The 19,334-nt window shown below is 69.6% G+C and carries 19 protein-coding genes; 10 read left to right on the top strand and 9 right to left on the bottom strand.

The window, feature by feature from the left end:
- Positions 1-27 precede the first annotated feature (27 nt).
- Positions 28-990, bottom strand: coding sequence for a carbohydrate kinase family protein (locus tag QF030_RS39815; protein ID WP_307167437.1), 963 nt, complete (start codon positions 988-990; stop codon positions 28-30).
- A gap of 247 nt (positions 991-1,237) precedes the next feature.
- Here QF030_RS39815 and QF030_RS39810 point away from each other — a divergent pair, with 247 nt between their 5' ends.
- The 5 genes from QF030_RS39810 to QF030_RS39790 all read left to right on the top strand — a co-directional run bounded on the left by QF030_RS39810 (position 1,238) and on the right by QF030_RS39790 (position 6,473).
- Positions 1,238-2,260 carry a sugar ABC transporter substrate-binding protein gene (locus QF030_RS39810; RefSeq protein ID WP_307167436.1) on the top strand — a complete coding sequence of 341 codons (1,023 nt, stop codon included), beginning with the start codon at positions 1,238-1,240 and terminating at the stop codon, positions 2,258-2,260.
- A 141-nt stretch (positions 2,261-2,401) separates the two neighbouring features.
- Positions 2,402-3,415, top strand: a complete 1,014-nt coding sequence (locus QF030_RS39805; RefSeq protein ID WP_307167435.1) for an ABC transporter permease — start codon at positions 2,402-2,404, stop codon at positions 3,413-3,415.
- Positions 3,412-4,248, top strand: a complete 837-nt coding sequence (locus QF030_RS39800; protein ID WP_307167434.1) for an ATP-binding cassette domain-containing protein — start codon at positions 3,412-3,414, stop codon at positions 4,246-4,248. Before QF030_RS39805 ends, QF030_RS39800 begins: the two co-directional genes overlap by 4 nt.
- Positions 4,249-4,321: 73 nt before the next feature.
- Positions 4,322-5,353 carry a LacI family DNA-binding transcriptional regulator gene (locus tag QF030_RS39795; RefSeq protein WP_307167433.1) on the top strand — a complete coding sequence of 344 codons (1,032 nt, stop codon included), beginning with the start codon at positions 4,322-4,324 and terminating at the stop codon, positions 5,351-5,353.
- Positions 5,354-5,954: 601 nt separating this feature from the next.
- Positions 5,955-6,473, top strand: a complete 519-nt coding sequence (locus QF030_RS39790) for a hypothetical protein (protein WP_307167432.1) — start codon at positions 5,955-5,957, stop codon at positions 6,471-6,473.
- Between the two features lie 255 nt (positions 6,474-6,728).
- Here QF030_RS39790 and QF030_RS39785 read toward each other — a convergent pair whose 3' ends face one another.
- A complete protein-coding gene (locus QF030_RS39785; protein ID WP_307167431.1) occupies positions 6,729-7,040 on the bottom strand; it encodes a hypothetical protein in 312 nt (103 codons plus the stop codon).
- Positions 7,037-7,222: a hypothetical protein gene (locus QF030_RS39780; RefSeq protein ID WP_307167430.1), complete on the bottom strand. Its 186-nt coding sequence runs from the start codon at positions 7,220-7,222 to the stop codon at positions 7,037-7,039. Before QF030_RS39780 ends, QF030_RS39785 begins: the two co-directional genes overlap by 4 nt.
- A 195-nt stretch (positions 7,223-7,417) precedes the next feature.
- Between QF030_RS39780 and QF030_RS39775 the strand changes: the two genes are divergently transcribed.
- Positions 7,418-8,413, top strand: coding sequence for an alpha/beta fold hydrolase (locus tag QF030_RS39775; protein WP_307167429.1), 996 nt, complete (start codon positions 7,418-7,420; stop codon positions 8,411-8,413).
- Positions 8,414-8,586: 173 nt separating this feature from the next.
- On the opposite strand, the gene QF030_RS39765 is transcribed toward QF030_RS39775, so the two are convergent.
- The gene (locus QF030_RS39765; protein WP_307167428.1) at positions 8,587-9,417 is read right to left on the bottom strand and encodes an endonuclease/exonuclease/phosphatase family protein; all 831 of its coding nucleotides are present in this window, start codon (positions 9,415-9,417) and stop codon (positions 8,587-8,589) included.
- Positions 9,418-9,926: 509 nt separating this feature from the next.
- Here QF030_RS39765 and QF030_RS39760 point away from each other — a divergent pair.
- Complete coding sequence (locus QF030_RS39760; protein ID WP_307167427.1) at positions 9,927-10,142, top strand: hypothetical protein; 216 nt, start codon at positions 9,927-9,929, stop codon at positions 10,140-10,142.
- A 316-nt stretch (positions 10,143-10,458) separates the two neighbouring features.
- Positions 10,459-11,784 (top strand): HAMP domain-containing sensor histidine kinase, encoded by a 1,326-nt coding sequence (locus QF030_RS39755; RefSeq protein WP_307167426.1) that lies wholly within the window; start codon positions 10,459-10,461, stop codon positions 11,782-11,784.
- Here QF030_RS39755 and QF030_RS40815 read toward each other — a convergent pair.
- Together QF030_RS40815 and QF030_RS39745 are read right to left on the bottom strand one after the other, a co-directional pair.
- Complete coding sequence (locus QF030_RS40815; RefSeq protein ID WP_444875806.1) at positions 11,725-12,255, bottom strand: transposase; 531 nt, start codon at positions 12,253-12,255, stop codon at positions 11,725-11,727. The genes QF030_RS39755 and QF030_RS40815 overlap by 60 nt on opposite strands.
- Positions 12,256-12,373: 118 nt before the next feature.
- On the bottom strand, positions 12,374-13,987 hold the full coding sequence (locus tag QF030_RS39745) for a carboxylesterase/lipase family protein (RefSeq protein WP_307167848.1): 1,614 nt from the start codon (positions 13,985-13,987) through the stop codon (positions 12,374-12,376).
- Positions 13,988-14,243: 256 nt separating this feature from the next.
- Here QF030_RS39745 and QF030_RS39740 point away from each other — a divergent pair, with 256 nt between their 5' ends.
- A complete protein-coding gene (locus tag QF030_RS39740; protein ID WP_307167425.1) occupies positions 14,244-15,248 on the top strand; it encodes a helix-turn-helix domain-containing protein in 1,005 nt (334 codons plus the stop codon).
- 192 nt (positions 15,249-15,440) lie between these two features.
- Here QF030_RS39740 and QF030_RS39735 read toward each other — a convergent pair whose 3' ends face one another.
- Positions 15,441-15,731, bottom strand: coding sequence for a transposase (locus QF030_RS39735; RefSeq protein ID WP_307167424.1), 291 nt, complete (start codon positions 15,729-15,731; stop codon positions 15,441-15,443).
- Positions 15,732-15,770: 39 nt separating this feature from the next.
- Positions 15,771-16,646, bottom strand: coding sequence for a hypothetical protein (locus QF030_RS39730; protein ID WP_307167423.1), 876 nt, complete (start codon positions 16,644-16,646; stop codon positions 15,771-15,773).
- A gap of 197 nt (positions 16,647-16,843) precedes the next feature.
- On the opposite strand from QF030_RS39730, the gene QF030_RS39725 reads away from it, so the two are divergent.
- Positions 16,844-17,008, top strand: coding sequence for a hypothetical protein (locus tag QF030_RS39725; RefSeq protein ID WP_307167422.1), 165 nt, complete (start codon positions 16,844-16,846; stop codon positions 17,006-17,008).
- Between the two features lie 471 nt (positions 17,009-17,479).
- Here QF030_RS39725 and QF030_RS39720 read toward each other — a convergent pair whose 3' ends face one another.
- On the bottom strand, positions 17,480-18,889 hold the full coding sequence (locus QF030_RS39720) for a glycoside hydrolase family 76 protein (protein WP_307167421.1): 1,410 nt from the start codon (positions 18,887-18,889) through the stop codon (positions 17,480-17,482).
- Positions 18,890-19,334: the final 445 nt, after the last annotated feature.

Here is a 19,334-nt window from a genome sequence, read left to right as displayed (position 1 = left end):
GATTGCCCGGCGCGGACCGTCTGCCGGTCAGACGTGATCGGCTGTCGCGAGCTGTGCCAACTGGTCGTGCCACGGCGGATTCGGGCCGACGACCGAGCAGGTCAGAGCGGCTACCCGGGCGGCGAACCGGCCGGCTTCCGCGACCTCTTCCACACGCAGCGCGGCGAGCCGGCCGCCGAGAAGTCCGCGGGCACCGAGGTGGTGCAGCAGTCCGGCGGTGAAGGAGTCCCCCGCCCCCACCGTGTCGACGACCCGCGTCGCCACCGCGGGCACCGCCACGCGCTCGCCGTCGAGCGAGGCCAAAGCGCCATCGGCACCGCGCGTGATCACGACCAGCCGCGCCCCGGCCGCATGCCACAGGTCGCACGCCTCCTCCGGGCCGGCGCCCGGCAGGAGAAGGTGCAGGTCGTCCTCGCTGAGACGCAGGATGTCGGCGAGGGAGCACCAGTGGTGCAGCCGGGCTCGGTAGACGTCCGGGTGCACCAGCAGGGGCCGGACATTGGGATCGATACTGATGGTGGCCTCGGCCGAGGCCCCTGCCAGAAAGTCCTCCACCGCAGCCGCGCCGGGCTCCCTGACCAGGGCCAGTGAGCCGGTGTGCAGGCAGGATGTGCCGGACAGATCAACTCCCGCCAGTTCGTGCGGAGTCCACTGCCAGTCGGCAGTGTTCTGTGCGTGGAAGGAGAACGCGGCCTGCCCGTGGGCGTCCAGTTCGGCCACGGCCAGCGTGCTGGGCTCGGTTGCCGCGACGGCATCCGAGAGGTCGACGCCCGAGGCCTCGAGGTGGGCGCGGAACAGGCGGCCGAACACATCGCCGGACAGACGCGCGAGGAAGCGGGCCCGGGTACCGAGGCGGGCCAGAGCCACCGCCGTGTTCGCGGGTCCGCCGCCCGGCAGCACCCGCAGAGCGAGTTCGTTCGAGGCGCTTGCGGGCTCAGTGAAGGCGTCGGCGACGCACTCTCCCAGAACGGTGATCTGGCGCGGGCTCATGGGCAGCTCTTCTCTCGGAGCGGTACGGGCGGACTGGGCGGGGCGCACGCCTGCCCCGGCCGACCGCACGGCTGGAGACCCGGGGGGCGTTGCCGATTTGTGACGGGTGGAAGGCATTGACGTTGCCGGGAGACGGAGTCCATCATCCTCGCCATGCAGTGTCAACGATGACATAAGTCAACGGTGACACCGGGGGCGGCATGCCCGCACCCTGCCCTGTGCCGCCCGCTATCCACAGGAGTCGTTCATGTCTCGCACCACGCGCCTGTCCTCCTCGCTCCTCAGAGCCGCTGCCATCACCGGCGTCGCGGCCCTGACCCTGACGGCCTGCGGCTCCGGCTCCGGCTCGGACTCCGCGAGTTCCGGATCGGGCTCGGGCGACGTCAAGGTCGGTCTGATCACCAAGACGGACACCAACCCGTTCTTCGTGAAGATGAAGGAGGGCGCGGAGAAGGCCGCGAAGTCCGAGGGCGTCAAGCTGATGACCGCGGCCGGCAAGTTCGACGGCGACAACGCCGGGCAGGTCACCGCGATCGAGAACATGGTCGCCGCCGGGGTCAAGGGCATCCTGATCACCCCGAGCGATTCCAAGGCCATCGTCCCCGCGATCGAAAAGGCCAAGGCCAAGGGCGTGCTGGTCATCGCGCTGGACACACCGACCGAGCCGGAGAGCGCGGTCGACGCCCTCTTCGCCACCGACAACCTCAAGGCCGGGCAGCTGATCGGCGAGTACGCCAAGGCGGCCATGGCGGGCAAGAGCGCGAAGATAGCCGCCCTCGACCTCGCGCCGGGCGTCTCCGTCGGCGTCCAGCGGCACAACGGTTTCCTCAAGGGCTTCGGCGCCACCGACAAGGACGTGGTCTGCGCCCAGGACACCGGCGGTGACCAGGCCAAGGGCCAGACGGCGATGGAGAACTGCCTCCAGAAGGAGCCGGACATCAACGTCGTCTACACCATCAACGAGCCGGCCGCCCTCGGCGCGTACACCGCGCTGAAGGCCAAGGGCCGGGAGAAGGACGTCCTGATCGTCTCCGTCGACGGCGGCTGCACCGGCACCCAGGCGGTCAAGGACGGCAAGATCGCCGCGACCTCACAGCAGTACCCGCTGAAGATGGCCGCCGAGGGCGTCAAGGCCGTGGTGACGTACGCCAAGGACGGCAAGAAGGCGTCCGGTTACACCGACACCGGCGTCACCCTGATCACCGACAAGGCGCAGACCGGGGTCGACTCCAAGGACACCGCCTTCGGCCTCGAGAACTGCTGGGGCTGAGCCGCCCGCCGGTCCCGCGACCCGCCTTCCGCTCAGCGGGGCGGCCGGACCCACCCCCCGACCCGGGACGGCCGCCCCCTCGCCTCCCTGTCCCCCCAGCGGGGGCCGACAAGGACTTCTGCCTTCCGACAAGGACTTCGCATGACTGCCACGTCCACGCCACCCTCCACCTCGACGCCGTACGCCGAGCTCAAGGGACCGACCACGGCCCGCAGACTGCTCACGCAACCGACCACCGGCCCACTGGCAGCCTTGCTGCTGGCCTGCGTCTTCTTCTCGTTCTCGACCGACCAGTTCCTCACCGGCGGGAACTTCTCGCTGATCGTGCAGCAGGTCATGGTGGTCGGCACCCTCGCCATCGGACAGACCCTGATCATCCTCACCGCCGGCATCGACCTGTCGTGCGGTGCCGTGATGGCGTTCGGCAGCATCGTGATCGCGAAGATGGCGGCCGAGGGTTCCCTGCCCCCTCTGCTCGCGATCGCGCTGGGCCTGGTGGTGTGCGGCGGCTTCGGGCTGCTGAACGGACTGCTCGTGCAGAAGATCCCGCTGCCCCCGTTCATCGTCACCCTCGGCATGCTCAACGTGGCGTTCGCGCTGACCCACATCTACTCCGAGGAGCAGACGGTCACCAACCTGCCTGCGCCGCTGACCGCCCTCGGGGAGACCTTCCCGCTCGGCCACACGGACATCACCTACGGCTCCCTGGTCACCATCGCCCTGTTCCTCCTGCTGGCCTACGCCTTGAGCGGCACCGGCTGGGGTCGGCACGTGTACGCGCTGGGCAACAGCCAGGAGGCCGCCCGGCTGAACGGCATCCGCACCTCCCGGCTCACCATCGGCATCTACACCGTGGCGGGTCTGCTGTACGGCGTCGCGGCCCTGCTGCTCATCTCGCGCACCGGGGTCGGCGACCCGCAGGCCGGCCAGACCGACAACCTCGACAGCATCACCGCCGTTGTCCTCGGCGGGACCAGTCTGTTCGGCGGCCGGGGCTCGGTCCTCGGTACGTTCATCGGTGTGCTCATCGTCGGTGTCTTCCGCAACGGGCTGCAGTTGATGGGCGTGGCCTCCATCTACCAGACCCTGATCACCGGTGTGCTGGTGATCCTCGCGGTGACCGTCGACCAGCTCTCACGGAAGAAGGCCCGATGACCACCTCGGACTCCCCCACCCCCGTCCTGCAGGCCCGCGGCCTGGTCAAGCGCTACGGCCATGTCACCGCCATCGACGGCGCCGACTTCGATCTGCTGCCCGGCGAAGTCCTCGCCGTGATCGGCGACAACGGCGCCGGCAAGACGAGCCTGATCAAGGCGCTCACCGGCGCGGTGGCGCCGGACGCCGGCGAGATCCGGCTCAACGGAGAGCCCATCACCTTCTCCGGTCCGCAGAGCGCACGCGCCCACGGCATCGAGACGGTGTACCAGGATCTCGCCGTGGCCGCCTCGATGGACATTGCCTCGAACATGTTCCTCGGTCGGGAACTGCGCCGCCCCGGCGTCCTCGGCAGCGTCTTCCGCATGCTGGACAAGAAGCGGATGCGGCAGGAGGCCGCCGAGCACATGGCCGATCTGAAGATCGGGCTGCGCTCCCTGACCCAGTCGGTGGAGACTCTCTCCGGAGGACAGCGGCAGGCCGTCGCCGTAGCCCGGTCCGTGGCCTGGGCCCGCTCGGTCGTCGTCATGGACGAGCCCACCGCCGCCCTCGGCGTCAAGGAGTCCGGCCAGGTCCTCGACCTCATCCGCCGCGTCCGCGACAAGGGCATGCCGGTCGTCCTGATCAGCCACAACATGCCCCACGTCTTCGAGATCGCCGACCGGATCCACGTCCACCGCCTCGGTCGGCGGGCCGCCGTGATCAAGCCCTCCGACCATTCCATGGCCGAAGTCGTCGCCATCATGACCGGCGCACTCACCGTCGACGCGGCCGGAGGTACCGTCGTCGCGGATTCCGAGGCCGCCAAGGCCGCAGGAGTCCGGGCCAACTGACAACACCTCGAGCAGCTACGGGTTCCGGCCGAGGCCGAGGCCGGAACCGACGAGCAAGGAGACCGTGTCCTTCATGGCAGCGAACCGCCGCCCCACCCTGGCCGATGTCGCCCGTGAAGTGGGTGTGAGCGCCAAGACCGTCTCCCGCGTCCTCAACGAGGACGGACCCGCCTCCGCGCAGACCAGGGAACAAGTACTCGCCGCCGTGGCCCGGCTGGGCTTCCAGCCGAACCTCATGGCACGCAACATCCGCGTCGGCGGCCCCGACACCACCGTCGGACTCGTCATCCCCGACCTCGCCAACCCCTTCTTCGGGGCCGTGGCCCGCGGCATCGAGGACACGGTCGGGGACCACGGCCTGACCCTCCTCATGGGATCCTCCGCGGACGACCCCGCACGCGAACGCGCCCTGACCGACAAGTTCCTCGCCCGCCGGATCAGCGTGCTGATGGTCGTGCCGTCCGTCGGCGCCGACCACTCCCACCTCAAGCCCCACCGTACGGCGGGTCTGCCCGTGGTCTTCCTCGACCGACCAGGAGTGGGACTGGCCACGGACAGCGTGGTCAGCACCAACCGCACCGGCGCGCACGACGGCGTCGCCCACCTGATCGCCCACGGACACCGGCGTATCGGCTTCGTCGGCGACCTGCCCACGAGGCTGTACACCCGCCGCGAGCGTCTGGCCGGCTACCGGGAGGCCCTGCGGGAAGCGGGCCTGGCCCACGACCGCTCCCTGGTGACGAACGCCCATGACCAGCATGGTGCTTCAGCCGCCACATCCCAGCTCCTTGCCTTGGCGGATCCCCCCACCGCCCTGTTCGCCGGCAACAACATCGTCGCGCTGGGCATAGTCACCGAACTCGCCCGCAGCCACCGTAAGGACGTCGCAGTCGTCGCCTTCGACGACGTGGCCCTCGCCGAGGCCCTGGAACCGGCCCTGACCGTCGTCGCCCAGAACCCTGAGGAAATCGGCAGGGCAGCCGCAGCAATCGCCCTGGCCCGCCTTGACGGCGACCGCTCCCGCACCCGCACCGTCACCATCCCTACCCAGCTGATCAGCCGCGGCTCGGGCGAGCATGCCCCTGCCGCACAACACGAGGCATGACCTCGCGCCCGCTCCGACGCCACTACGAACTCGAGGAGATCGCCCCCTCCCCGGTGCCGAACGGCGCTACCCGACACCCCCTTTTCCAGCTTCCTACCAGCCCCGGCACCGGCAGAGTTTCGACGCGGATGGCAGCGCACGGCGAGTCGAAGCACCCCGCAACCGTTCTCGGGGCGGAGTTCCTCGCGTCGACGAGTGGCGGCGAGGAACTCCGCCCCTGGTGCACACGATGAGTGCAGAAAGGCACTTCAGAATGGCAGACAGCAGACAGCCCTATCGCGGCATTCGTCCCGGAAGGCATCGTCACCGGCCCCGGTTGGTGACGAGGAGTGGTCTCATCCGCTCATCGAGGCCGGAGTACCTGCCGCGCCCTCCCGCCGTGATCACCTGAGGGGCGGGAGCATCCGCCACACGATGCTCGAGAAGGCCGACCGTCATGCCGACGGGCCGGTGGGGCTCACGCACAGAGCGGCCACAAGAGCGGCCACAAGGCTTCGACAACGACGGAAGCCACGGCGTTGGCGCGAACATGACCAAAGTGGCATGGCGTGTTCACGCTTGATTTACAGGAATTCCTCCTCTGCCCTCAATCCTGGCGATCATGAATTCTCTGAGGACCCTGAGACTGACCGCGCCCGTGGGACTCGCCGCCCTGATGCTCGCCGTGGCAGGCTCGATGTCCACCGCGTCCGCGACGACGTACTGGACGTATGCGAACGACCACGAGGGCAACTGTCTCGTCTCGTCGACCGTGAGCGACAAGGTGTGGTCGGACACCTGCGACGACTCGCTCTCCACCCGGAACTGGCACTGGGGTTCGGACTCCTACACCCGCAACTACGACGGCACGGTGTTTCGCCGCCTGGTGAGCAAGGCCAACGGCTTGTGCCTCACCACGGACAGCAAGACCGCGACCAACGCCGTCTGGATGAGCGGCTGCGGAAACGCCCCCGGGCAGTGGTGGAGCGGCGACGGCAACTACCTCGAATGCGACTTCGTCACTGGAACCGGCGTATTCCTCCGCACCTCGGACAACGGCAACGCCGTCTACACCACCAACTACATCGGTGAAGGCGGCATCGATCGCACGGCGTGGGTCTGGTGGGGCGCACACAGCTGACACAGCCCCAAGATGGACAAGGTCCTCACTCCCCCGAAGGAGCGAGGACCTTCTTTCCTTCTTCATCACACAGAGGAGCCCAACGGCCCGGCCCGTCGCCCGACTTGCGCACCGACGGCATCCCTCGGCTTTCACTCGGCTCGCGCAACACCACATCGGCCGAAGTGCACCGGCGGAACACCGGCTCCCCGTGAAAGATCGTCAAGCACCCTTCTCACTCCGCACTTCGCACCTCGAAACCGTGCGCGGCGTCCGCTACAGGTCGAGGACGGCGCGGAGGGCGTTGTCGACGAGCTCCTGCTGCTCGGGGCCGATGTTGCCGTGCAGGGCGCCGGCTTCGAAGCGGATGGCGGAGAGCTGCAGGAGGTCGACCGCGACGAGGGAGGCGTCGACCGGGGTGCTCAGATGCACGCTCATCGCCGTGTCGGGGTGCTCGGCCGGGGCGTGGAGCACCACGGCGACGACAGCGCCGTAGGCCTCGGCGAGGCCGTCGAGACTAACGACGAGAACAGTGCGCGTGCCCTTGCCGGTGTCGACGTCCCAGACGTCGCCCTTGCGGATGATCACAGGGCGTCGCCCTCACCCGCGAGGTCGAGGGGCGCGATCGAGGCGAGCTTGCGCGCGGCATCGAGCGTCATCTGCCGACGCACCGCGCGCACGATGTAGTCGTTCAGGGACGGGGCGCCGGCGGCCGCGTCGCGCAGCGGCTTGTCCATGGCGTCAGGGATCCGCAGAGTGATGGCAGTCATGACACCAAATCCTTCTCGCCCCGTCAGCACTTGCTCCTTCATAGAATTACGGTCATACTTTAAATGTCGCCCGCGGCGCCGTCGGGTTCGACCCGCCGCGCACCCCGTCTTCCGAGAGGGAAGACCGGCGCGCGAATCCCACCCGAAACACGCGAACAGACGCGACCCACTACCCGCTCGAAGAGGGACGCAGCCATGAATGACCAGCAGGCAGGACGCTACGACCTGGTGACGTCTTACAGGGACGCACCGACCCGCACCCTCACCGCCGACGGCGTGACCTTCGCCTACCGCGAGCTCGGCCCCCGGTCCGGCACCCCGGTGGTCTTCCTGACCCACCTTGCCGCGGTGCTCGACAACTGGGACCCCCGCGTCGTCGACGGCATCGCCGCCAAGCGCCATGTCATCACGTTCGACAACAGGGGTGTCGGCGCTTCCAGCGGTTCCACGCCCCGCACCATCCAGGAGATGGCGAAGGACGCCGTCACCTTCATCCGAGCCCTCGGGCTCGAACACGTCGACATCCACGGCTTCTCGATGGGCGGCATGATCGCCCAAGTGATCGCGCGGACCGACCCGCACCTCGTCCGCAAAATGATCCTCTCGGGCACCGGCTCCGCCGGTGGCGAGGGCATCAAGAACGTGACCGTGCTGTCCCACCTCGACACCCTCCGAGCCCTGGTCACGCTCCAGGACCCCAAGCAGTTCCTCTTCTTCACCCGCACCGCGACCGGGCGTCGCGCGGGCAAGGAGTTCCTGGCCCGCCTGAAGGAACGCACCACCGACCGGGACAAGGCGATCTCGCCCATCGCCTACAACAACCAGCTCAAGGCCATCCACCGCTGGGGCCTGGAACGACCCCACGACCTCTCCGTCATCCACCAGCCCGTACTCGTCGCAAACGGCGACAGCGACAGGATGGTGCCTTCGAAGAACTCTGCCGACCTGGCCCGACGACTGCCGAACGCCGAGCTGGTCATCTACCCCGACGCCGGCCACGGTGGCATCTTCCAATCCATGACCGGTTCGTGGAAACCGCCAACGAGTTCCTCGACCGGTAGAGACCGGCACAACGCACGTCGCCACCAGAAGACATCGTCCCGAAGCCGACATCCTGGCCACCGGCCGCCGCTGACCGAAGACCAACAGCGCATACCCGCGACGCAGGCAGCCGATACATTCCGACGGTGAGACCTGCCGTCAGGGCGACGACGGCAATCGACGGGCTGCCCACCACGGCCCTGGATCGAGGTCGGCACCGGCAGCAAAGGCCGCACGGCCAACCACTCCGCGTCCGTCATGTCCGACGGATACCGGCCCACCCGATCAGGGTGATCAACTGCATTTCCGTACGCGTCTCCGTGTCACTTCGACCGGATCAACTGCGCCTGCACGCCGTAGTGGTCGGACAAGTAGGCCTGGCGGCCGTCGGCCAGTGTCACCTTGTCCTGGAAGACGAAGTCGGCGCAGCCGGTCAGCGTCTCCCCGGCTGCGGCCCGGACCAGTACATGGTCCAGGGCCGGCGGCGACGGCCATCGAGCTGTGGGCCGATACGTCGGACGCGTGTCGTCGGCGAGAACGTCGCGCAGCCCTGCTGTGGTGAGGAAGTCGGCGAGTACCGCCGAGCCGCGCGGGACGTTCAGGTCACCGACCACGGCGACGGGCAGGGACGGGCCGATGGCCGCGATCAACCCGGTGAGCCGGCCCAGTTCGACTTCTGCGATCCGCGTGTTCCGGTTCGCTGGGGACCAGTCGTCGTCGCGGTTGGCCGACAAGTGGGTGTTCACGACCACCAGTTCACCGTCCGGGGTGGCCACGGACGCCAGCTGGGCACCCTTGCGCATGAGGAGTTCGCCGCGCACCGGACCCGTCAGCGGGTACCGCACGAACCGCCACCGGCTGATTGGCCACCGGGACAGCAGCACCAGACCCCCCTTGAGCAGGACCGTGCCCGAGTAGGCGAAGTGCCGGTATGCGGGAGCGGCACGGCGGATCAGCCGCGCGTTGCGGCGGAACATGACCTCCTGCAGGCAGACGATGTCGTAGTCGGACCGGTCCAGCGCCGTGCCGAGGGCACGCAGCCGAGCGGGGACATCACCGGTGAAGAGGGTGTTCAGGGTCAACAGTCGCAGGCCCTTCAAAGACTTGTCACCTTCCGTCCGGTGGCCTGTCAGGCCGTGCGGGGAGCTGCTCACGGCGTTGATCGTACTGTCGGGCCCACTCCTGGCCGATCTGCCGGTGGAGGTACTCGGGCGGACGCGCTCGGACCGTGCGCTGCACAAACCGGACACGTTGATCCGCCTGCAGGTGGCTCCTCGGTGAGGCGGCCGCCGACCTGGGGCGCCCCTGCCCGGCCCGTGCACCTCGACCCTCATGGCCCGTCCCAGGACGGCCACTCGGCTCCAGCGGCCCGCCACCCCCACGACATGAGGGAAGCCGTCAAACCCCAGAGACCATCGCCGAACGCAACCGGTCCATACCTCAAAGGACAAGGTCGGAGCGGGGCTCGCTTTTGCCCCGCGAATTCCCACCCTACGATCCCGGCCGGCCATCAGCTTGCGGTGCCGCTCCTGGGGTAGGCGTGCCGACGTCGGTCGCACTCGTGCGTCGGCCGTGCCCCCGTGCACCCGGCGCGCTGCCGCGTCCGCACCGCCACGGCCCGCCGCACGAACCGCGACGAGAGCACATACGGAAGGGAATGCGCATGACCAAGAAGGAAGACCGCAAGCCGACCCCGCCCTCCGAGGCCCCCGGTGAGAGCGGCGACCGTGCGGCCCGCCGGGAGGCAGAGGACGCGATCGTCCCCGGAACACAGGACGGTGAGGCCGGTGACGCGCTGAGCCCCAGCACCGGCGCCCAGCGCCGCTCGGCCGAGCAGGAGACGGGCGACGAAAAGCAGAACAGGAAGCCGTCCCCGTAGAGGAGAACGGCCGCCCGCGGGCGCCGGCCGTCGATCACGTCGGCCGGGCCCGGAAGGCCAGTCAGGTCGAGACGGCCACGACACAGGGGCTTCCGTGGCCTCTTTCCGTCGAGCACAGGCGACCCCGGCCCTGGGGGTGCGGGCAGCCTGGAGATCGTCCTCTCGACCCTCGACGGAATTCGCCGAGGCCAGAGCCGTGTGCCTGGCCTCGCTCGGCGCTCAGGGGCGAATGCCGCGCTGCACGGCAGCCGGCGGTACCTGTCGCCCAGTTGCGCAAGAGCTTCCTTGCCTCTGTTGTCGACGCGATGATGACTGGATGGGTTATTTATCGAAGCCGTGGCGCGGACCCGCGGTCGTCGTGGCGCTCGCTGGTGTGGGCTCGTTTCTCATACCTGCCGAGACCGGCGCACAGGCCCCGGACCTCTATCCCGGCCCCGACCTGCCGGGCCCCGGGGACGAGCCGGAGTGGCAGATGGTCATGCAGGCCATAGCGCCGGACGGCACCGCCACACACCTCGGCGGCCCGTCGGCAAGGCTGCCGGTGTCCGCCGCCGCTCGTTCGCTGGCCGCAACGGGCGAGAAAGGCGAGACGGTCACCGCCGAGGTCGCGGTGGACGGCACCACCTACCGCCGGCTGACCACGGCACTGGGCGAGGGCGACGGCGCCCTGCAGGTGTCCGTGCCGATCGACGGAACCCACCGTCAACTGGGCGGCATGGCCCGGGGGATGGCCGGACATGTCCTTTGGGTCATGTTCGTCGCGGCGGGCATGGGGTTCGTTCTCGCCCGGAGCATCACCGCGCGGCTGAGCCGACTGACGCGGCTCACCGAGGAGATCAGTGTCAGCGGCCGGATCTCCGGCACCGCCCTGGCCGGTGGGCGCGACGAAGTGGGCCGGCTCTCCACGTCGTTCGGCAGGATGCTCACCCGGCTCGCCGCCCGCGAGGCGCAGGAGAGGCTGGTCCAGGACGCCGCGCACGAACTGCGCACCCCACTGACCAGTCTGCGTACCAACGCCACGGTGCTGGCCCGCCTCGACTCCCTCTCCCCCGACGCCCGCGCCCGGCTCCTCGACGACGTCGAGGGAGAGACACGCGAACTGAGCGATCTCGTCGACGAACTGGTCCAGCTGGCACTGGCCCAGCACCGCGAGGAGCCCGAAGGACCCGTGGATCTTGCCGAGGTGGCCCGTCGTGCGGCCCGGCGCGTCCACCGGCGCACGCGCCGCCTCGTCCACCTCGACGCCGACGGCTCCGTGGTCCACGGCCGCCCCGACGGACTGGAACGGGCCGTGGGCAACCTGCTGGAGAACCCCGCCAAGTTCGACACCGACGACCGTGAACCGATCGGAGTGTGCATCCGGGGCGGCACGGTCACCGTCTCCGACCGCGGTCCCGGGATCAGCACGGCCGACGCAGAACGCGTCTTCGACCGCTTCTACCGGGCCGACGCCGCACGGGGTCTGCCGGGCTCCGGCCTCGGCCTCGCCATCGTGCGGGACGTCGCCGAGGCGCACGGCGGCACCGTCTTCGCACGCACCCGGAAGGACGGCGGCGCCGAGGTCGGGTTCAGCGTGGACGGCTCACGGTTGGTACAGCGAGGCAGGCGCCCGGCACCAGGACCGGAGCCGGCCGGGAGATAACGGGAGGCCGGTCAGCCTGACCGCGGCCGCCTCGCCCGTCTTGCCCCGCTCCCTCGATGGCCGGCGCACGGCAGTCCGGCCATTCCCCAGTGGCCCTGCTGGTGACGAGGCCGGACCACGGACAGTTGCCCACAAGGCCGCCTGGCCAGACGCCGAGCGGGGCCGGACGCCGGCCTCGGTCCGGTCCCGTAACCGGCGCCAGGCCGTCACACCGGAGCAGCCCACCGTTTCCGCGGGAACACCACGCCACGCGACACCCGTGCGCAGCACGTACATGACGCCCTCGAGCGTCGTCCGGTCAGGAAGACGCAGCCGCCCGGATAGTGGCGCCGCCGCTCGGGAGCCGGTGGTGTGGCTGGCCGACGCCTGGCGCGGAGACGCCCCCTCCTGTTCGGCACCTTCGCACGCGGCATCAGCCCACGCATGTCTTCTCCCGGATCGCCGCGCGGATTGGACGGGCTCGAAGTGCAGCTGGTCAAGCAGCTGTCGGAGGGACGAGCTGAGCGCGATGAGCTGGCCGCGGTCGAGCGGGTGTGGCAGCGGACGAGCGGGCAGCTCGCCGTCCGAAGCCGGGCACGCGCGGGGAGGCTCACTGGGACAGGCGGTCCCAGAACGAGCATTGGTGTGCGGAATAGGCGTCGACCGGGTGGATCCCGCCTGGTCCGGAAACCAACGACAGCACCGACGGCGTGTGAGGTGACGACGGGCGGAGGGTGGGCCATAGCGGGGCGTCGGGGGCGTTCGGGTCGCCGGTGCGCGCGAAGGTCGTCCAGTAGCCGACCATCCGGTCCGACAGGGCGCGCTGGCTGTTGCTCAGCGGCCGCTCGGTGGGGACGGAGGGGAACAGGAACGGCATCTCGAAGCCGTGCGCCGCACCGTAGGGGAAGCCCGGGTTCGCCGGCAGACCGGCGAGGACGGGAGCTTCCGGATCGTTGAACTCGTAGCCGTACAGCGGCAGACCGGGGGCATGCGCCGCGATGGCCCGGTCGGCTGCCAGCGTGGTGCACGTGAAGGATCGATCGGTCAGCACCGCGGCCCAGGCCAGCGCGGGAGAGGCATGGTGTGCTGCCGGATACCGCGCCTCGACGGCCGGGGCCGCAGGACCGAATGCGTCCGCCAGACGGGCGCGGTAGTCGTCCTCGGTACGGATCGGGAACGCGGCGAGCGACACGCCGACGAACATCCGCATCTCATCGTGGTTGGTGCCCAGCACGACCGGCACGCGGTGGAAGCGTCCCGACGCCAACGCCCGGCCGGGCGCGAGGGGCAGCAGCCCGTTGCCGAAGGCGGGCCGGTTGAAGGACTGCATCAGCTGCGCGGTGGCGAGACGATCCGTGCTCAGCCGGCGCAGGCACGCCAGTACCTCGTCCCCGCCGCCCGCCGTGCAGCCCAGTTGCCGGGCGGCTTGCGCACCGGCCGTCTGGACATCGGCCTGTGCGGCGAACGGCTCGTACGCCGGTGTGCCGGGCCCGAGGGCGCCGCGCGGGAAGGACGTGAGGCAGGAACCGCTCTGGAGCACGGCCCGCTGAAAGAGTCCGACGGCGGTCGGCGAGGTGAGGTGTGCACAGATACTGAGGGCGCCCGCGGATTCACCGAACAGCGTGACCTTGCTCGGATCACCGCCGAACGGCGCGGCGTTCGCCCGCACCCAGCGCAGGGCGGTCTGCTGGTCCGCCAGCCCGAAAGGCGGGGCGGCGCCCAACCCGGAGTGACCGAAGTAGCCGAAGATCCCCAACCGGTAGTTGACCGTGACGACGACCGCGTCACCTAGGACCGCCAGTCGTTCAGCGCTGTAGTCACTGCCGGAACCCCCCAGGAACGCACCGCCGTGCATCCACACCAGCACGGGCCGCTTCTTCCCGGCCGGCTTCGTCGCCGGTACCGTGACGTTGAGGTAGAGGCAGTCCTCCGAGCCGACGATCGCGCCGGTACCTGGTGTCGGCATCTGCACACAGCGTTCAGCCGGCCTCGTCGCATCCCGGACACCCCGCCACGCGGCGGCGGGCACAGGGGCACGCCAGCGCAGCGGTCCGGTCGGCGGCGCGGCGTAGGGAAGGCCGCCGAAGGTGGTGTACGAGCCGTGGGAGACACCACGTACCAGGCCCTGGTCGGTCCGTACGATGGCGCCGCCCTGCCCCGTGGCGCCAGGGGAACGGGGGCTTGCGCCGGCCGCAGGTAGGGCGATGACCGAGAGCAGTGCCATCGCGCACAGCAAGGGGAACAGCACCACACGGAGTCCGGCTCTTCGGCATGGACGCGGTGCTGTCATGGTCGGGGACATACGCACCCACCGTTCTTGGGTCGGGGACGGCATGGGACGACGCCGCACCAGGCGGCCGTACGCGGCTGCACCGGTCCGGTCAGGCCGGAACGAGCTCTGAGCTACGAAAACGGTGCCGACCGGCGCCGTCAGTGCTCCATACGCTAGAACCTCCCGCGCACTGGAGGTTCAAGGCACTGTGACGCAAGACACATGGAGCATCGGTGAACTGGCGGCCGGAACAGGTCTTTCCGTCAAGACGCTCCGTTACTACTCCGACAGTGGTCTGCTGCCGGTGGCCGTCCGTAGCTCCGGTGGTCATCGGCGCTACGGCCCCGAGGCGTGGGAGCGGATCCGGCTCATCAGACGCCTGCGGGCACTGAACACCTCGATCGCGACCATCACGCAGGTGGTGACGGGCGAGTGCACGCTCGGCGAACTGGTGGCAACCGAGCTCGAAGTGGTGCAGGAACGACTGACCGAACTGCGGTGGCGCGAGGCCACGCTCAAGTCCCTGGACGACTGCCCGGGCGAGGAACGGCTGCGGCGTCTGGAGATACTGTCCCGCGTGCAGCGGCTCCCGGAGGCGCATCGCACGCTCACTGATCACTGGTACCGCGAGCTGTCCGCGGCCATGCCCAAGCGCCGACTCGACATCATGATCGCCATGCTGGCTCCCGCGCCGCCGCAGGATCCCGTCCCCGCTACGGCCCTGGCCTACGCCGAACTGCACCTGCTCATCTCCACGCCCAGTTTCAGCCGCTGGACCCAAGACCACGACGAAGAGATGAGGGACGGCCCGGCCTTCTACGCGGAGGTCGACGAAGCCGCCGCCCTGACGGCCGCCGCCCTGGCCCACGGGCTGCCGCCCAGCGCCGGGGATGCGGTGGACGCGTTCGTGTCCGCCCACGCACGAGCCCGGCAGGAGTCGGACACCCCCGCCTTCCGCGCACACCTGCACGCGCTGGTGTCGCGCTCATCCGGGTTCGACCCCCGGCTGGAGCGGTACTGGGCCCTGGTCGGCACCGCTACGGGCGGGCGCGTGCTGAACATGACGGTGGCGCATCGCTGGCTGACCGACGGACTGTCGATCTCGATCGCCGGGAGCGCACGAAGCACTCCGAGGGGTTTGGGCTCGGGGAAACCTACGACCGGCTACGAAGGCCCTCCACCAGGGAAGCCGCCGTCGCCCCCCACCGCCTGAGCAGCGCAAGGGAGTGCGCAGCGGGCGCCTAAGGCAGGGCGCCGGCAAGCCGCACCGCCCGGTGAACACCGGTCCGGCCCGGCGGTGGCGGCGGCCTGAGCCAGGCGACGGGCCCGGACCCCGGCCGGCCGGCCGGGGTCCGCAACGCCAGGAAGTGCGACCGCATCGGTCCGCGTGAGCCTTCCTGCCAGGTCACCTCGGTGAACGCCTGCCGCCCGTGGCGGGCCGCGAGCGCGGCGACCGAGGACGCCTTGTCACGGTAGCGGGGCTGCGGCTTGCGGCCGTTGCCGGACCACACCGGGCGGTGGGCACCGCATCATGCGGGTGGACGGTCACGTCCGAGCGGATGGCCACCACGTGGTCGATGCTGCGATGTTCCAGTCCGTCGCGGAAGTCGACGTTCTGTCCGTAGCCGACGTCCGCCACCAGCACCGGCGGCACCAGACCCCATCCGGCCAGTTCATCAAGGGTTTCCAGGGCCAAGCGCCCACTCCGAGCCAGGGCAGGACCGGCCCGACCGAGTCAGCGGGAATCCGTTGCGTCGTCCTCGGCCGGGCCGGGGGCTGCCGTGCTGTCGGCGGCCTGGGCGGCGGCTCGTTCCGCGCGGAGTTCTTCGGCGACCTCGTAGGCCCGGCCCGGGTCGTAGACGGTGACCGAAGTGCCAGGGCTGTACATCGCGGCGGCCCGGGGCGTGTACCGATAGCCTTCGACGCCGCGCTGGGCGGCTATGCCGTCGACCTCACCGACGGGTACCCGCCACAGCTCGGCGGTGTGGGACGGGGTCCACCACTCGTCCGGACGCAGGAAGTCGCGCTTGACCTCCGTCCGACACTCCACCGCCACCTGGACGCGGCCGAGTTGCTCGGTCAACCAGCCGGTCAGCGCCTGTGCGTCGACCCGAGAGAGCGGTGCGGACATCGCCGGTTCGCACTCCACCGTCTCGCTGCCGGTATGCAACACCACCTTGATCGACTGCCGCTGCCCCAGACGGAGTCGCTCGATGACGACGACTCGCTGCAGATCAGCCATCGCCATGGTCGACGAACGCAGAAAGCGGGCGATCACGACCTGGGCCGGAGTCCCCAGGGGACGGAGCTCGACCCACCGCACCGTCATGGAGACCGTGACGTACATCATGGCCACGGTGAGCAGGACCACTGCGACGACCGTGAACGCCAGTAGGACCCAGAAACTGCCCCAGAAGAATGACTTCCCCGAGACCACGGCGGCCACCAGAGCGGCCAGCAGAAGGGGGGCTGCGACCATCGACGGGACCATGATGCTCCCGCCGAGCGCGACGGCCAGCTCGCGGGCCCGGCTGGGCACGAACAGCAACCGCCATCCGGCTGTCACGGGTGACACAACTTCCGCCAGCGGACCGGAATGCCGAGTGTCCATGACTCAAATGTAGGACCCTGCAAGGGAGTTCGTAAGGCCACAGCGAGCCGTACCTTCTTGAGGACGGAACCGCAGGCGACAGCGCGTCAGCCGACCAGGCAGGTCCAGAGGTTTTCTCCGTGAGAACTCCAGGCCGACGTCGCTCCCCTTCAGCTCGTCGGCGACGCCCTCCTCGCTGGGCCATGCGCTCCAAGCACATGCCCGCCGTCACTGTCCCGGCCCGCTCGACCGGCAACCTCGCGCCGATCGCCCAGCACCAGCGGCTCGTGCTGCTGCGACAGCTCGTCGACCACGACGACGTCCCGCTCCAGGTCCGCGTGGCTGTCGCGCTCTTCCTCCGCTACGCGACGCACAGCCGCTGACACGGATCGCCGGTCCAGGCACCGACGACGTCCAGCACGAGGACGACGACGAAGTCCTCGTCCGGCCCGGCGACCCGCCGTCACCTGTCCCGCCCCCGTTCGCCGGGACGCTGCTCGACCACCTGGGGCAGCGCCCGAACACCATGACCGCGACCGACCCCGACGCCCGATGGCTCTTCCCCGGCCGCCGGGCCGGAGCGCCCATGACCCCGAGCACTCTGGAACGAACCGTAGAGCGGCGCGCACCGGTGGTCACGGAGATCAGGTGGTGGTGGTGCCCTTTGGCAAGTGGGGGCGGAGGTTCGCGGCTGCGAGGCGGTCGAGCGCACGGTCGGGAAGGAGCCGGACGAGGCGTGTCATGAGGGCAGCGTCCCGCCCGATCAGAGGAATGGGCGGTGGCCGCTGGTGGGCTGGTCACGGAGGGCGCTGTCCACTGCCAGGACGGATCCGCCGCGGGCGGCTGTCGGGGGGTCAGGAGGCGGCGTTCATCACATCGAGAGCGCTCTGCTGGCGGGCGGCGTCGGTCTTGTCCAGGGGGCCGTACCAGCGCAGCCCGTACTGGTCGAGCGCGTTGCGGTCGGCGGCATAGGCCTGTGCGGCCTGCTTGTTGAGGTACGCCGTGTAGGGGTGGTCGGACAGTACCGCGTTGAGCTTCGCCAGGCCGCGTACGTCGGCGCCCTTGAAGGACGGGCCGTCGGCGCCGCAGTCGCCGGTCTCGCAGGGGTCCTTGAGAATGCCCGCCGAGGTGTTGAGCCTGCTGGAGGTGGTGTTGGCGTCGGCGATCCGACGAGCGGCGGTCAGTACGGAGGAGTCACCTGTGGCCTTGTACAGCTCGGTCAGACCGCCGAGCAGCTGACCCTGGTTGTACGACCACACGGTGGCGTTGCCGTTCCTGCAGGTGCTCAGGCTGATGCCGTCGCCCACCGTGTTGTCGGAGTTGACCATGCCGGTGCCCTGGAACCAGGTCCAGTCGGCCTTCGCGCGCTGAAGGTACGCCGTGTCGCCCGGGATACGGTTGTGCAGGGCGGCGTTGAGTTCGATGTAGAGCGAGTTGGGGATGGCGTTCTTCACCGTCTTCGCGGTGCTCCACCACACCCCGCCACCGCAGGTGTTGTCCCAGTAGGAGGCCATGTAGTCCGCGTCGGCCCGGGCCGTGGCCAGGTAGCGGCTGTCGCCGGTCAAGTCGTAGGCCGCGATCCAGGTCAGCCCCCACCATCCGGTGTCGTCGACGTAGTCGTTGCGGAACTGCCCGGCGTGGGCGTTGATCTGCAGATCGTAGGTGCGGCCGATGGCGTAGGTGTAGCTCTTCATGCCGGTCACCCGGGCGTTGTCGATGACGGCGTTCAGCGCGTTGGCGGAGTTCCACCAGCCAGTGGTGTTGAAGAGGCCGGTGCCGTAGTCGTAGAACTGCATCTGCGCGGTGGCCGCCGCGGTGCGCCGGTCGGCGGCGTTCCAGGTGGAGCGGGCCCAGGGCGTGCAGACGATGTCGGTGCGGTCGACGGCCTTGCCGCAGGCGCGCAGGGCACCGACACCGTGATTCGCCCAGTCGTCGACGTTGTACATCAGGGTCCGCCAGCCGCTCTGGCCGGCCGGGATCGTGGTGGCGCCGAGCCGGCTGCCGGAGGACCAGGTGCGGCCGCCGTCGAACGAGCGGTCCATCCATACCTCGTCCCCGGGGCTGCCGTTGCCTATGGACGCCCAGCCCATGGCGTCGGCGTCGGCGAAGTGGAGCACGAACGTGCGTGAGAAGAGCGTGGCGGTGACGGGTTTGCGGTCCTGTGCGCTGAGGGCCGGGTCCCGGGCGTCGCAGTACTTGTTGCACACTGTCGCCGACACGGCCGCCGAAGCGGTGGGAGCAGCCTGGACCAGAGAGCCTGACATCGTTGTCGCGAGAATGAGCAGGAGTGCGGCAGGCAATGATCGCTTGACACGCATGGAGGAGCCTCCCGAGGCTTGCCGAACACTGCGGTGGGGGCACAGGGGCGGGCCCTTGGAAAGGGTGTGGGCAGACGTTAACCGGAAGCCGTGGACAGGTCAATGGTCTGGACCTCACGGCAACTCCAGCTCGGCGCCGGTCAGTTCCTCGCGGTGTCACCCACGGGCTCGAAGCGGACCTTCCCGCAAGACGGCAGCCCGTCGTGGTCGCCAACCCGGACGTGACGAAGCCCTGCGCGCGCCTCACCACATTCCCGCGTCGCTCTCGAGGCCGGCCGGTGAGGAGACCGGTCGCGGCCACGCGCTGACAGACCTGCTACCGCAGCCGGGAAGTGCCGGCACCGGCAGCTCGACGTACGTGCCGACGAGCTCGCCCGACCGAACCCCGACG

This window comes from Streptomyces rishiriensis (genome assembly GCF_030815485.1).
In the GTDB taxonomy this organism is placed as follows: Bacteria; Actinomycetota; Actinomycetes; order Streptomycetales; family Streptomycetaceae; genus Streptomyces; species Streptomyces rishiriensis_A.
Note: the sequence above shows the minus strand (reverse complement) of the source record. Positions and strands in the feature narration are given on the sequence as shown.

Coding starts and splice junctions, on each gene's coding strand:
- QF030_RS39755 (WP_307167426.1), top strand. CDS start 10,459: ATGGGTTATTTATCGAAGCCGTGGCGCGGACCCGCGGTCGTCGTGGCG.
- QF030_RS39815 (WP_307167437.1), bottom strand. CDS start 990: ATGAGCCCGCGCCAGATCACCGTTCTGGGAGAGTGCGTCGCCGACGCC.
- QF030_RS39810 (WP_307167436.1), top strand. CDS start 1,238: ATGTCTCGCACCACGCGCCTGTCCTCCTCGCTCCTCAGAGCCGCTGCC.
- QF030_RS39720 (WP_307167421.1), bottom strand. CDS start 18,889: ATGTCAGGCTCTCTGGTCCAGGCTGCTCCCACCGCTTCGGCGGCCGTG.
- QF030_RS39725 (WP_307167422.1), top strand. CDS start 16,844: ATGCCCGCCGTCACTGTCCCGGCCCGCTCGACCGGCAACCTCGCGCCG.
- QF030_RS39795 (WP_307167433.1), top strand. CDS start 4,322: ATGGCAGCGAACCGCCGCCCCACCCTGGCCGATGTCGCCCGTGAAGTG.
- QF030_RS39760 (WP_307167427.1), top strand. CDS start 9,927: ATGACCAAGAAGGAAGACCGCAAGCCGACCCCGCCCTCCGAGGCCCCC.
- QF030_RS39730 (WP_307167423.1), bottom strand. CDS start 16,646: ATGGACACTCGGCATTCCGGTCCGCTGGCGGAAGTTGTGTCACCCGTG.
- QF030_RS39780 (WP_307167430.1), bottom strand. CDS start 7,222: ATGACTGCCATCACTCTGCGGATCCCTGACGCCATGGACAAGCCGCTG.
- QF030_RS39800 (WP_307167434.1), top strand. CDS start 3,412: ATGACCACCTCGGACTCCCCCACCCCCGTCCTGCAGGCCCGCGGCCTG.
- QF030_RS39790 (WP_307167432.1), top strand. CDS start 5,955: ATGAATTCTCTGAGGACCCTGAGACTGACCGCGCCCGTGGGACTCGCC.
- QF030_RS39745 (WP_307167848.1), bottom strand. CDS start 13,987: ATGGCACTGCTCTCGGTCATCGCCCTACCTGCGGCCGGCGCAAGCCCC.
- QF030_RS39775 (WP_307167429.1), top strand. CDS start 7,418: ATGAATGACCAGCAGGCAGGACGCTACGACCTGGTGACGTCTTACAGG.
- QF030_RS39805 (WP_307167435.1), top strand. CDS start 2,402: ATGACTGCCACGTCCACGCCACCCTCCACCTCGACGCCGTACGCCGAG.